Source organism: Corynebacterium urealyticum DSM 7109 (assembly GCF_000069945.1).
Classification (GTDB): domain Bacteria; phylum Actinomycetota; class Actinomycetes; order Mycobacteriales; family Mycobacteriaceae; genus Corynebacterium; species Corynebacterium urealyticum.
This window is the reverse complement of the sequence record NC_010545.1, coordinates 1,736,510-1,748,886: the sequence shown is the minus strand read 5'-3', so window position 1 is coordinate 1,748,886 and position 12,377 is coordinate 1,736,510. Positions and strand designations below refer to the sequence as shown.

9 protein-coding genes and 1 tRNA gene are annotated in these 12,377 nt (G+C 59.1%); 4 read left to right on the top strand and 6 right to left on the bottom strand.

What is annotated here, in order from left to right:
• The first annotated feature begins 148 nt into the window (after positions 1-148).
• Positions 149-1,453, top strand: coding sequence for an anaerobic C4-dicarboxylate transporter (locus tag CU_RS07555; RefSeq protein WP_012360742.1), 1,305 nt, complete (start codon positions 149-151; stop codon positions 1,451-1,453).
• 96 nt (positions 1,454-1,549) lie between these two features.
• On the top strand, positions 1,550-2,128 hold the full coding sequence (locus CU_RS07550) for a lipoprotein LpqH (protein ID WP_012360741.1): 579 nt from the start codon (positions 1,550-1,552) through the stop codon (positions 2,126-2,128).
• 166 nt (positions 2,129-2,294) lie between these two features.
• On the opposite strand, the gene CU_RS07545 is transcribed toward CU_RS07550, so the two are convergent.
• Complete coding sequence (locus CU_RS07545; protein WP_012360740.1) at positions 2,295-3,782, bottom strand: alanine/glycine:cation symporter family protein; 1,488 nt, start codon at positions 3,780-3,782, stop codon at positions 2,295-2,297.
• A 293-nt stretch (positions 3,783-4,075) separates the two neighbouring features.
• Here CU_RS07545 and CU_RS07540 point away from each other — a divergent pair, with 293 nt between their 5' ends.
• Together CU_RS07540 and CU_RS07535 are read left to right on the top strand one after the other, a co-directional pair.
• Complete coding sequence (locus tag CU_RS07540; RefSeq protein WP_012360739.1) at positions 4,076-4,813, top strand: DsbA family protein; 738 nt, start codon at positions 4,076-4,078, stop codon at positions 4,811-4,813.
• A gap of 91 nt (positions 4,814-4,904) precedes the next feature.
• Positions 4,905-4,977 (top strand) — tRNA-Ala (locus CU_RS07535).
• 109 nt (positions 4,978-5,086) lie between these two features.
• On the opposite strand, the gene CU_RS07530 is transcribed toward CU_RS07535, so the two are convergent.
• The 5 genes from CU_RS07530 to CU_RS07515 all read right to left on the bottom strand — a co-directional run bounded on the left by CU_RS07530 (position 5,087) and on the right by CU_RS07515 (position 12,342).
• Complete coding sequence (locus CU_RS07530) at positions 5,087-6,265, bottom strand: IS256-like element ISCur2 family transposase (protein ID WP_012360738.1); 1,179 nt, start codon at positions 6,263-6,265, stop codon at positions 5,087-5,089.
• Between the two features lie 180 nt (positions 6,266-6,445).
• On the bottom strand, positions 6,446-7,825 hold the full coding sequence (locus CU_RS07525) for an IS3 family transposase (RefSeq protein ID WP_081477615.1): 1,380 nt from the start codon (positions 7,823-7,825) through the stop codon (positions 6,446-6,448).
• A gap of 114 nt (positions 7,826-7,939) precedes the next feature.
• Positions 7,940-9,130 (bottom strand): IS256-like element ISCur3 family transposase, encoded by a 1,191-nt coding sequence (locus tag CU_RS10365; RefSeq protein ID WP_173362320.1) that lies wholly within the window; start codon positions 9,128-9,130, stop codon positions 7,940-7,942.
• 262 nt (positions 9,131-9,392) lie between these two features.
• Entirely contained in the window at positions 9,393-9,914 is a 522-nt protein-coding gene (locus CU_RS07520; RefSeq protein ID WP_231837636.1) for a TetR/AcrR family transcriptional regulator, read from the bottom strand.
• 70 nt (positions 9,915-9,984) lie between these two features.
• The gene (locus tag CU_RS07515) at positions 9,985-12,342 is read right to left on the bottom strand and encodes an MMPL family transporter (protein ID WP_012360734.1); all 2,358 of its coding nucleotides are present in this window, start codon (positions 12,340-12,342) and stop codon (positions 9,985-9,987) included.
• Positions 12,343-12,377 lie beyond the last annotated feature (35 nt).

The following is a 12,377-nucleotide window of genomic DNA, read 5'->3' as shown; positions in this document are numbered from 1 at the left end:
CGTGTTATTCTCGGGTTCCCAAGGGTGCATTTCGTCCCAGAACTGTGCCATTCATAAGATTTTGCGAACTTCCATTTGCTCCGCTTCGGAACTGCGGCCGGTGAGCGGATGGAAGCCGACCCCTCGTTGAGCTGAAAGAGACGCCACCATGATTTGGGTTCACCTCCTGATCGTCCTCGCCGCCATTGTGCTCGGTGCGAGGTATGGGTCGATCGCGATCGGTGCTGCCGGCGGCCTGGGAGTGATCGCCCTTGCGATCGCCGGAGCGCCGGTGACTGGTGAGGACATTCCCTTCGACGTCATCGGCATCATCATGTCCGTCATCGCTGCCATCGCCGCGATGCAGGCAGCCGGCGGCATGGACTGGCTCGTGGCGCAGACCGATAAGCTGCTGCGCAAGCAACCGAAGCGCATCACGCTCTTCGCTCCAATGGTGACCTATTTCCTCACGCTTTTCGCTGGCACTGGGCACACTGCCTTTGCTGCATTGCCGGTGGTCACGGAGGTGGCCAAGGAAAACGAGATTCGCCCGTCGCGGCCACTGTCCATCGCGGTCGTGGCCTCGCAGATGGCTATCACCGCCAGCCCGATTTCGGCCGCCGTGGTGTTCCTGGCATCCATCCTGGAGCCGATGGGAGTCGGGTACCTGACCCTGCTCGGGATTGCGATTCCGTCGACCTTCCTCGCGGTCATTATCACCAGCTTTGTTGCCAACTGGCTCGGCACCCCGTTGGCGGAGGACCCCGTCTACCTGGAGCGCAAGGAAAGGGGCCTGGTGAAGTTCCGGGGGAAGGTGCGGTACACCGAGAAGCCGGGTGCCAAGGCGTCGGTGCTGATCTTCTTGCTCGCCATCGTCGCCGTGGTCAGCTATGCGGCGTTGATTTCGGATAACCTGCAGATCATTGCGGATCCGACGTTGCCGCGCACCGAGGCGATTATGTCGATCATGCTTGCTGCTGCGATGGCTATCACGGGGTTCTGTCGTGTGGAGCCGGGCCGAATTCTGGAGATGGCGACCTTCCGCTCTGGGATGTCCGCATGCGTGTGTGTCCTTGGTGTGGCTTGGTTGGGAACGACCTTCGTCAACGCTCATCTCGACGAGATCACGGATGTTGCCGGGGCTACCCTCAGTACCAAGCCGTGGCTTCTCGCCGTTGTTCTCTTCTTCGCGGCGGCGCTGTTGTACTCGCAGGCCGCGACGGCAAAGGCTCTCATGCCCACGGCACTGGCGCTGGGCGTCGGTCCCGTGGCAGCGATCGCGGCCTTCCCGGCCGTGTCTGCACTCTTTGTGCTGCCGACGTACCCGACCCTGCTCGCGGCGGTCGAGATGGATGACACTGGCTCGACGCGCGTGGGCAAGGCAGTTTTCAACCATCCGTTCATGATTCCGGGGGTGGTGAATATTGCACTCGCGGTGGCTTTCGGATTCCTCTTTGGCTCTTTGCTGATCTAGCTCGACGTTATTGCTGAGGGGAAAGTCGTTCTGGTTCACTGTTGAGCCCCGATATGGTTTCGGGAGACAAAGGAAAAAATCTGTTAACGTGGAATCATGACTAACATCGCTAAGAGCAATGTCCTGAAGTCGCTGACCGCTGCCGTCGCCGCCCCGGCTCTACTGCTGGGCGTGGCTGCGTGCAGTGATTCTGGCGAAGAGACGGTCAACAACGCCACCGAGCAGGCGGGCGACGCCGCCAGCTCCGCGACCGAGAAGGCTGGCGACGCGGTGGATTCCGCGAAGGCGGACGAGTCCACCTCCACGACGGCCGCCGCCGACGAGAACTCGGACCTGAGCCAGCCGAAGATTCTGCTGGACGGGAAGCCTGTTGACGGCGAGTTCGCTCCTGTGAAGGTCAAGCGCACCACGGATGATGGTCAGCAGGAGCTGAAGTACGAGGCTGGCGACGGTGCTACCGAGCTCGAGGTCGAGATCCTCGAGGGGGATAACCCGACCCTCGACGGCCTCAGCCTCAAGGTCGACGGCAAGGAGTGGGAGACCTCCGACCAGCAGGAGCGCGACGCCAAGGTCGTCAAGACCGGCGACCGCTACGTCGTCAGCACCGAGGTCCACGAAGACGATAACGAGCAGAACACCGCTTCTGTGAAGGTCACTTTCGACGCTAAGCAGTAGTCGGTGCCCCCCTCACCCCCAAGCAGCTCTTCTCGGAGACGCGGGTGAATTCGGGGAGAAGCGCCCGGTAGCGCTAAAGGTCGGTCCCCACCATCCTGGTGGGGACCGACCTTTAGTCATTGCTGGCCACGTGGAACCGTGGCCAGCTGGGGGCAGTGGCTAGGCCTTACTTGGCATCTTGTGCCTCGTGCGGAATATCGATAGCCCTGTTCGGGTCCGTGCGCCACGGGTTGCCGGAATCGATGAGGAACTGTTCCACCTGCTCCGGGGTGGCCTGCAGGGTGGGGTCGAAGTCCAGGTACGCCTTCGTCTCCCGGGCGATGAGGCCAGAGAGGATCAGCAAACCGATCAGGTTCGGTAGAGCCATCAAACCATTAGCGAGGTCGGCGAAGGTCCATGCCAGCTCAAGCTCGGTCGTCGCACCGACCACGACCACGCAGGTGAAGAGCATGCGGTAGATGGGGGACGCCCAGTCGCCGAAGACGCGCTGTGCATTGCGCTCGCCGTAGTAGGACCAGCCCAGCAGGGTGGAAAAGGCGAAGAAGACCACCGACACGGAGACGATCATGCCGCCCCAATCAGAGCCCAGGCCGGCGGAGTAGGCCCGTGCGGTCATCACACCTGCCTGGTCGGCGCCGAGATCCCACACGCCCGTGGTCACGATAACGAGGCCCGTCATTGTGACCACGATGATGGTGTCGATAAAGGTCTGGGTCATGGAAACAAGGCCCTGGCGCACCGGGTGGGATGTCTTCGCCGCCGAAGCTGCGACAGCGGCGGAACCCATACCGGACTCGTTGGAGAAGATGCCTCGTGCAAAACCCATCTGCATCACGATGATGATGGACGAGCCGATGAACCCGCCCACCGCAGAGGTGCCGGTGAAGGCATCGCTGAAGATCATTCCGAATGCGGCCGGGATCTCAGCAGCGTGCTTAATGAGCACGATGATGCCGCCGCCCAGATAGATCACGATCATCATTGGGACGAAACCGGAGGTCACCGTACCGATGGACTTGATGCCGCCCATCAGCACCGCGCCGACACCGACGAAGAGGAAGACCGCGGTCAGGCGTGGGTCAATGTCGAAGGTATCCTTCAGACCCTCAGCCACAGCGTTGGCCTGGGTGAGGTTACCGATGCCGAAGGATGCGATGACCGCGGCGATGGCGAAGAACCAGGCGAGGAACTTCCCGAGCCCGCCCTTGATGCCGTGCTCCAGGTAGCGCTGTGGGCCACCGGAGATGTTGCCCTTCTTATCCGTGGTGCGGAAACGAACGCCCAGGAAGGCCTCGGCGTACTTGGATGCCATGCCGACTAGGCCGGTGACCCACATCCAGAACAGCGCGCCGGGGCCACCGATGGACAGCGCGGTCGCGACACCGACGATATTGCCCACGCCGACGGTCGCGGCCAGCGCGGTGGTCAGGGCCTGGTACTGAGAGATATCGCCCTCGCCGCCCTCGTCGTCCCGGTCCAGCAGGCCATGACGGAGCGCGGCGCCGAGCTTGCGGAACTGGACGCCACGCAGGCGGATCGTGAGCACCAGACCGGTACCGAAGAGGAGTGGGATGAGTAGCCAGGGCCCCCACACGAAGCCCGAGATTGTGCCCAGCACATCATTCAACTGTGAGGCAAAAGTTTGTTCTTCCATGGTCTAAACATACGTCGGTGAGCTACGTCACTTGCCGGAAGATCAAAAATTCCTGTCAATAAGATGTGCACTGACGCGATGTACTGAAGGCGACGCGAAGCTGTGGGAACTCTGGCAGCTTGTGCCGGTGGGTAACAGCTTCCTGGCAACCTGGGCTTTTGGGGTCTCCCAAGTGGATTTTGTGACTTTAAGATCACTAGGGTTAGCGACGATAGGCCGGGAACCGGCCGTCCATTTGGGCGCCCCCGCACCCGGCGAATGGCGCGCATGTGAAGGTCTGAAAGGAAGTTTTAGTGAGCCAGAAGGTTAAGGCCCCCGATCAAAAGGGTGGCAGTGGTTTCATGTGGACGATCATCGCGGTTCTTGTGATCGCGGCCGTCGTAATCGGCATCGTCGTCACCCGCGGTGGGTCGAAGGAGGACATCGCGGCGAACATGCCACAGGAAGACGTCAACTTCACCATCACCGCGAAGGACAATGTCGTCGAGCTGGCTTCGAAGAACGTCGATAAGGACGCCCCCGTCGCTGACATCTACGAGGACTTCTCCTGCCCGTACTGCTCCCAACTGGTGGAAGCAGATCACCAGGACGTTAAGCAGGCCGTCTCCGATGGCAAGCTCAAGGTTCGTTTTAATTTTTTGAACTTCCTGGACGACGGCCGTCGTGGTCCGTCGACCCGTGGTGCTGCGGTGGCATACGCCATCGCTGAGACCGGCAACGTCAAGGCGTTCTGGAACTTCCACAACTACACCATGCTCGAGCAGGAGACCGTTGCACGCACCTGGGACTACGAGGACCTGGCGCAGGCTGCTTCGGCATATGACTTGGACGCTTCGCTGATCGAGAAGATCAAGAATGGCGAGCTGGAGGATAAGGGCGTCGAGGTTGGCGAGGCCAACGCGAAGGTCCTGAAGAAGAAGGTTGGCCAGGTGTCCTCGCCGATCGTCCTGGTGGATGGCCAGAAGCTCGACATTAAGACCGGCAAGGACGGAATGCTGCAGTCCTGGGTTCCGGACGTGGTCAAGAATTAAATAACCGCAGCGTGAGGGTCGGTTTTTCGGCCCTCACGGCCACCGATTTGGTGGGTTGTGTTCCGGTGGGGTATCTTTAGATCCGCACCAAGGGGCTATGGCGCAGTTGGTAGCGCACCACACTGGCAGTGTGGGGGTCAGGGGTTCGAATCCCCTTAGCTCCACTTAGAGAGAAAACCTCCGGTCTTATCGGCCGGAGGTTTTTTCGTGTTTAGGTGGGGTCTCTGGGGGTTAAACGACAAAATGTGTGTCTGACTCCGGCGTGTCGCGGGGTTAGATGTGGCCTTTTTGGATGCCGATTGAGTGTGTGTAGTCGGTGTCGATAGCGTTGTCGTAGAGGGCTGGTCGTCCGGTTTCGTGGTCGGCTTGGTTCTCGGTTTGGGTCAGGGTGGATACTTTGGCGAGTTGGTCCTGGCCCCAGTTGGACTGCCTGGCGATCTCAACAGGGTCGTCAGGCAGTTCCGTTTGCAGGTACAGCCACCAATCCAGCATCCGGCGTTGGTGTTCACCGGATCTGCCGCGGTGGGTGCGGGCAAGCAGTTTCAACTGGGCGTTGATGCCGCCTTCCAGGCTGTTGGTGGTGGATTTGATCCGGCTGACATCGAGGACACCGTCAGGTGGGTCGAGATAGACAAATAACAGCTGGTTGCGCCACAGGTGGTTGAGACTGTTGTAGGCCTTGCGGGTGCGTTCATGCGTCCATGACCAGGTGCGTTGCCGTGTCGCCGGGTCGGTTGTGAACGTTTTCTGGTTCATCCAGTCGCGGTAGATAGTGCCGTATTCGTGCAGTTGCGCACCCCACGCGGCCGCCTCGTCAAGAGCGGTGATCTTCGTAAGGTTGAGCGCAAGCTGGTAAATCGCTCGTCCTGCATCGGTGCGGGGGCGTGAGGTGGTGTGCCGACGCACCACGCGTTGGGCGTGAACGAGGCAGCGCTGCACTTTCGTTGCAGGCCAGCATGTCTTGATTGCGCTGGCAGCGCCTTGGCCGCCGTCGATGACAGCGATCAGGGGCGCGGGGATACGTTCGAGGAGCCTTTGGTAGTCGCGGGTGGTCTCACGTGTGCACCAGTGCCAAGCGATGACGTGATCCAAGGTGGCGGCAACAATCAAGCATCCGCCGGCGGTGTAGGTGCCGTCAAGAAAGACCTGGTCGTAGACCCGGCCTTCGTGCCCGATCGTGGGATCGGGGACATCAACTAGCCAGAAGTGTTCAAACCGGCGTTGCAGGGTACGCGGATGACACCCTGCTTCGGCGGCAGCGGTTTCCAAGCTCGCACCGGTTGTGAGGTGGGTGATAAATGCTGCGAAGGCTGCGGAGTTGGTGATATCGGGGCGCTGCTTGGTGGTGGAAGCGCCGCAGATTTTGCACCGCCACCGGGTGCGGTTGGCGGAGGTCTTACCGTTGCGTTTCATCTCGCCGCCGCAGTGGCAGCGTGGTCTGTTCTTCGGCATTGATCAATGCCAACACCAGCTCCTACCACACGCTGCTGTCACACCCGGTATTTCGCCGCCCCGGGGCGGATATATGCTCTAGGAGCATATACTTTCCGGATTACCCCTGATCAACCCAAACAAATCGACGAATCCGGACACACATTTGGGGACGCGGACATTTTGTTGGACAGTTTCGGGTCACGCTACATGAAGTTTTCGGTAGGCGGTGATACTCACACCGCCTAGACTGGTTTTGATCCGGTGGTTGTTATAGAACTCGATGTATCGCGCGATGGCTTCTTCGAGCTCTTTGGTGGTTTGCCAAACCTTGCCGTAGTACATCTCATTTTTCATACGGCCGAAAAATCCTTCACACGCTGCGTTATCTGGGCTGCAACCCTTTTTAGACATTGAGCTGACAATCCCGTATTTAGCGGTCAAACTGCGCCAGGTGCTACCGCGGTAATGTGCACCCCGGTCAGAATGAAGCACCAGGGAACCATCTGCTTCTGGCTGCTCCGCTTCAATGGCAGCAAGCAGGGTTTCCTGCGCCAACTCCATAGTGGGGTGCACGCTTGTTTTCGCGGCGACGACCTTGCCGTCAAAACAGTCGATTATGGCAGAGAGGTACACGCGACTATCGTGAGCTGCAAAAACACTGATGTCAGTTAGCCACAACTTGTTTGGGCTGTCAGCGTGAAAATTACGGTTCACCAAGTTGTCCGGAGCTGGTGAAATTTCTCCCTGATAGCTGGAGTACCTCCACTTGCGTTTCGGAAAGCGGGGCACGATTCCTTCTTCGCGCATGAGGCGACGAACAACCTTCTCGCTGATGATGATCCCACGATGACGCAACTCCCACCACATGCGTCGATAGCCGTACGTGTTGTCCGACTGCGCGTCGATGGCATGGAGTATGTCACGGATATGCTCGTGCTTATCGGGCCGGCTGCGTTGTTGAAGGTGGTAGTAAAAACTCGATTGTGCAAGGCCGATAGAGTCGAGCAGCATCGGCAAGGGGAAGTCAGGGCGTAGCGCGTCAACCACTGCGGTCTTTTGTCTATTACTGAGCTGACCTGGGATGACGCTGACGTCTTTTTTTACAAGCTCCAGCTCCTTTTCCAATACAGCTTTCTCGACCAGCAGCTTGGCCATCTGTTCTTTCAGTTCAGATGGATCATCCGGCAAAGATTTTTCAAGGGCTGCTCGGGTGGGGATGCGAGCACGTTCTTCTCGTTCCTTTTTCGACATCAGCCCCCATTGTCCCTCTTCACGATGGCGTTGTGTCCAAGAATAGACGCTCATTTTTGACCTCAGCCCACATTCTTGAGCGATGTCAGCTGGGCTCCAGCCGGCGTTGAAAAGTTCGACAGCACGAAGCTTGACCTCAAACGGGTAACGCGTCAAGGTTTTCGCCTGCTTACGCGGTCTACCTGGAGTGGTGGGTTCACGCAACCATTTGTACAGCGTCCATCTCCCCGGATACCCCAGCTGCCGGGTCGTCTTCGTCACCGACTGAGTGCGCTTATAAACCTCAATCGCTCTGCGACGCTGCTGATCTGTGTACGAACGGTTCATAAGTGGAATCCTCCAAGATCCCGTCCGCATCCCCTTTTGTCGTTTAACCCGTCTCTGGCCCGGGTTAAGTAGCAAAAAGTGTGTCTGCCCGGCGTGTCGCCGGGTGGGCCCTTTTTATCTCATGGGCCCTTTCCGGATTCCTATGTTGTGTTGGTATTCGGTTGGGATAGCGTTGTCATAGAAGGCTGGTCGTCCTGTTTCGTGGTCGGCTTTGTTGTGGTCTTCTGGGACAAGATCGTTGACTTTGGCGAGTTGATCTTGTCCGTAATTGCACTGCCTGGCGATCTTTAGCGGGTCGTCAGGCAGCTGCGTTTTGGAGTGCAGGTACCACTCGAGCATTTTGCGTTGGCGTTCCCCGGATCTGCCGCGGTGGGCATCGGCGATGCGTTTGATCTGGGCGTTGATGCCGCCTTCCAGACTGTTTGTTGTTGATGCCCAGCGCTTTGGTTCGAGTGCTTCTGGTGGGGGCTGGAGGTAGGTAAACAGCCATCCTTTCCGTGAGAGGTGCAGCAGGGAGTTGTATGCCTTGCGAACTCGCAGGTGGGTCCATTCCCACTGTTTATTCAGGGTGCGGCGTTCTTTGGGGAGGGGTGTTTTTTCGTTGAGGAATGCTTTGAATACCTGTCCGAAGTCATGCAGACGCAGCGTCCACTCCCGTGCCTGGTCGAGTGTGGTGATACGGGTCAGTTTCAATGCCAGGGCGTAGATGGCTTTGCCGGCGTCGGTGCGTGGACGGGATGTGGTGTAGCGACGGATGACGCGTTGGGCATGGACAAGGCAGCGTTGAATCCGTGTGTTGGGCCAGCAGGCTTTGATTGCTGAGTAGGCACCTTGGCCACCGTCGAGGACAACGCATAGTGGTGGGGCGATGTTTTTGAGTAGTTGGGTGTAGGCGTGGGCGGTTTCGCGTTGTGTCCAGTGCCATGCGATGACGTGGTCGTGGCTGGCTGCCACAAGCAAGCAACCAGCGTCGGTGTAGGTGCCGTCGATGAAGATCTGGTCGTAGACCCGGTTGGGGTCCGGGGCGTGAGGGACATTGATGAGCCAGAATGGTTCGAATTTACGGTCCAGTGTCCAGCGTGAGCAGCCGACTTCCGAGGCGATGCGAGTCAGTGGTGCTGTCGTAGTGACGTAGCGGTGAAATGTTGTGAAGTCGCGGGCCAGTGCTTGATCTTTGCGGTGTCGTGTTGTTGAGCATCCGCAGTCAGGGTTTTTGCACCGCCATCTGGTTGTTCCTTTGGTTGTGGTGCCGTTTTTCTTCATGTGCCCAGTACATATAGGGCATCGGGGTCTGTTTGGAGTCACCCAGAAAGACAACCAAGCCGCTGATACCACATGCAGGAGCCATTCCGGTGGATTGGGCAAGAAACGGGCCTGAATAAGGTCTGGAACCTTATATAAGCCCGTTTTATGCGGCCTGACCAGCAGATAGGCTGAAAATCAGACACACTTTTTGCTACTTAACCCTCTGGCCCGCTGGCGTGCACTACCCGCTGGGGGCGGGCACGCCGGTGAGCTTGGCGGCCAGCGCGATCATGCGACGGCACGCCCCAAGAAAGATGAGGCGCTATTGGTAGTCGCGGAGTACCTGGAACGCTCGGTGAACCAGGTCGCGTCCCTCCTCAGGGGATCGAGGCTCTGGCCGCTCCAGGTATTCCCTGACTGCGGTCGCGCTGGCGACGGTGTAGGCGCCAATCAGTACCTGTGCATCAAAATGCGTTGCTCCAGGAATTCTGTTCTTGAGGGCCTTCATCATGGAGGAAGAAATCTCCGTGACGGTTTCTTCGCTGGGTGGGCGGCGCGAACGAGAGCTCGCGTGGCTTCCCAACAAAACCAGTGTGGACGCGGAGTAGAGCTCCACGCCGTCGTCATTCAACGCGTCAGAGACGATCGCTTCCATCGCTTGGGCCGCTGTCCACTGTTCAGGAAGCGCATTGATCTGGTCACTGATTTTGTCGAAGGTCTGGCGGAGGAACTCGAAAATCGCCTCATCGGTATCTGCGAAGTAATTGTGGAAGGTGCGAACCGAGATATCAGCTCGATCCGAAATCTGGGCGACGGTCGGCATCCTGTCCGGGTGCTCCAGCATCAGTTGAACCGTCGCCTCGGAGATTGACCGCCGCGTCGCGGCCTTTTTTTACTTCCCGGTAATCCATGGCTTATACCGTAGCCTTCACCTGCGCCTGGGAATGTTTTTGATGGAGTTTCTCACCCTCGATGTCCAGGTTCGGCAGGATCTTGTCTAGCCAGCCTGGGATCGACCACGCGCGATCACCCAGTAGGTACATGGTTGCCGGGATGAGCGTCATGCGAACCACAAAGGCGTCCAGCAGAACGCCTGCCGCAAGGGCGAAGCCCATGGCCTTAATGAAGGGTTCATCGATCAGCATGAATGCCGCGAACACAGAAATCATGATCAGCGCAGCAGCGGTCACCACACGCGCACCATGCTTGTATCCATTGGCCACGGCGTTGCCAGCTTCCTTGCCGCGCGAGACATAACCTTCGCGCATACGAGTGACCAGGAACACCTGGTAGTCCATCGCCAGACCAAAGGTCAGTCCGATGAGCATGATCGGCAGGAAGGACAGCAACGGCTGCGGGTCGTTGATCAGGCCGAACATGCCCTCCTGGAAGATCGCCACGGTCACACCGAAGGTGGCAGCCATGGATAGACCGAAGCCGAGGGCCGCGATAAACGGCACCCACAGTGAACGGAAGACCAGGGTCAGAACGATGAAAGCCAGGCCCAGAACAATGGCGATATAGGGCACGAGCACGTCCGCGAGCTTTTCAGAAATGTCATCGAAGATCGGGGTGATGCCGGTGATGCCGAAGGTTCCGCCAGTTTCTTCCTCGAAGGAGCCCTTGAATTCGCGGAGGCGCTCGAGAGTCTCGGTGGTCGCCTCATCGGTCGCGCCGGTCTCCGGGGTGATGAGCACCTGGGCGGCGTCCTGGTTCTCTGTCGTGTCGATGATCTGGGCGTTCACGACGCCTTGAGTGCTGGAGAAGTCCTGCAGCAGCTCCTGGTAAGCGGCGGGACGGTCCTTCGCATCGACGTTGGCGGTATCCACGAACGCGATCATGGGGGCGTTGCGGCCATCCCCAAACTTCTCTGCAGTCATCTCGTAGGCATCGCGCTGGGGGGAGCCCAGCTTTGCCGTGCCGTCAGTTGGCATCGCCAAGCGCAGACCCGTGGCGGGGATCGCCAAAATACCAAGCAGGACCACTCCGGCCACCAGGGTTACCCATGGGCGCTTCCGGATCTGGCGTGCCCACTTGAGCCCCATCGTGGGCTTTTCGTCCTCCGGGTCGGGGACCTTGGGGCCGGGAATGCGGCTAGCGAAAGCGCGCGTGCCCAGCAGGCCAAGGAGTGCGGGCAGGAAGGTCAGCGCGACCAGCACGGCGACCAGCACTGTGGCTGCCGCGGCGAAGGCCATGGCTGTCAGGAAAGGGATGCCGATGATTGACAAAGCGGCCAGTGCGATCAACACGGTGGCGCCGGCGAAAACAACCGAACCTCCTGCGGTTCCGAGTGCCATGCCCATGGCATGAGCACGCTTGTTCATGCTCATCGTGCGTAGCTGTTCCGCCAGTTCCTTCGGCGAGAGATCGTTGAGCCCCGAGGAGGAAATCAGCTCGTTGCGGAACCGGGCAACGATGAAGAGCGAGTAGTCGATGCCCACTGCCAGGCCGATCATGGAGGCCAGCATTGGGGTCATGTCCGAAATCGAATCGGTGACCAGCGTGGCCAGCTGGATGCCGAGAATTCCGACACCCACGCCGACCAGTGCGGCGATGATCGGCAGCCCCGCCGCGACGAGTGAGCCGAAGGTCACCAGTAGGACAATCGCCGCAACAGCGATACCGATCAGCTCGGCGGTGCCATCCATTTCGGTTGCCCCGGAGAATGCATTGCCGTTGTACTTCACGGTGAGGTCCGTGTCGTCGTATTTATCGAGGACGTCAGTGACTGCTCCGCGTGCCTCAGAAGGGACCTCAAGGATGGAGTCGTAGTCAAAGGTAATGCTGACGGTGCCGGTGGTTTCGTCGGCGCTCAGCGGGGAGAGGGCTTCAAGATCGGATGTGATCTGCTCCTTCGGCATGCCCTGTGCTGCCTTCGCCTTCGTCATCTGCTGTTCCATGCCCTTGGCGGCCAGAACAGGGTTGACGATGGCATCCTGGTTAGCCAACTCGCCGGTGGCCTTGAGCTCATCCAGCATCTCGTCGACTTCTGCCATGACGGCGGGGTCGGTCAGCTTTTTGCCCTCCGGCGCTTGGACGACAACGGAACCCGAGGGCACGCTCATGGCATCGGTGTCGGAGCCGAAGCGGTTGTTCATCTCCTCCTGGGTGACGGTGGAGTCCATGTCCGGCATGGAGAAGGTGGGGCTTGGGTCTTTCGCATATGTGGCGGCGCCGAAACCTAGTGCGCCCAGAATCACAATCCAGGCGACCAAGAACGGCCATGCTTTGCGGTAGGACGTTTTACCTACCCTATATAAGAACTCAGACATGTTGCAGAGACTATGCAAACGCAAATCTTTGAGCA

Coding starts and splice junctions, on each gene's coding strand:
- CU_RS07555 (WP_012360742.1), top strand. CDS start 149: ATGATTTGGGTTCACCTCCTGATCGTCCTCGCCGCCATTGTGCTCGGT.
- CU_RS07530 (WP_012360738.1), bottom strand. CDS start 6,265: ATGCCGAAGAACAGACCACGCTGCCACTGCGGCGGCGAGATGAAACGC.
- CU_RS07525 (WP_081477615.1), bottom strand. CDS start 7,825: ATGAACCGTTCGTACACAGATCAGCAGCGTCGCAGAGCGATTGAGGTT.
- CU_RS07515 (WP_012360734.1), bottom strand. CDS start 12,342: ATGTCTGAGTTCTTATATAGGGTAGGTAAAACGTCCTACCGCAAAGCA.
- CU_RS07550 (WP_012360741.1), top strand. CDS start 1,550: ATGACTAACATCGCTAAGAGCAATGTCCTGAAGTCGCTGACCGCTGCC.
- CU_RS07520 (WP_231837636.1), bottom strand. CDS start 9,914: ATGCTGGAGCACCCGGACAGGATGCCGACCGTCGCCCAGATTTCGGAT.
- CU_RS07545 (WP_012360740.1), bottom strand. CDS start 3,782: ATGGAAGAACAAACTTTTGCCTCACAGTTGAATGATGTGCTGGGCACA.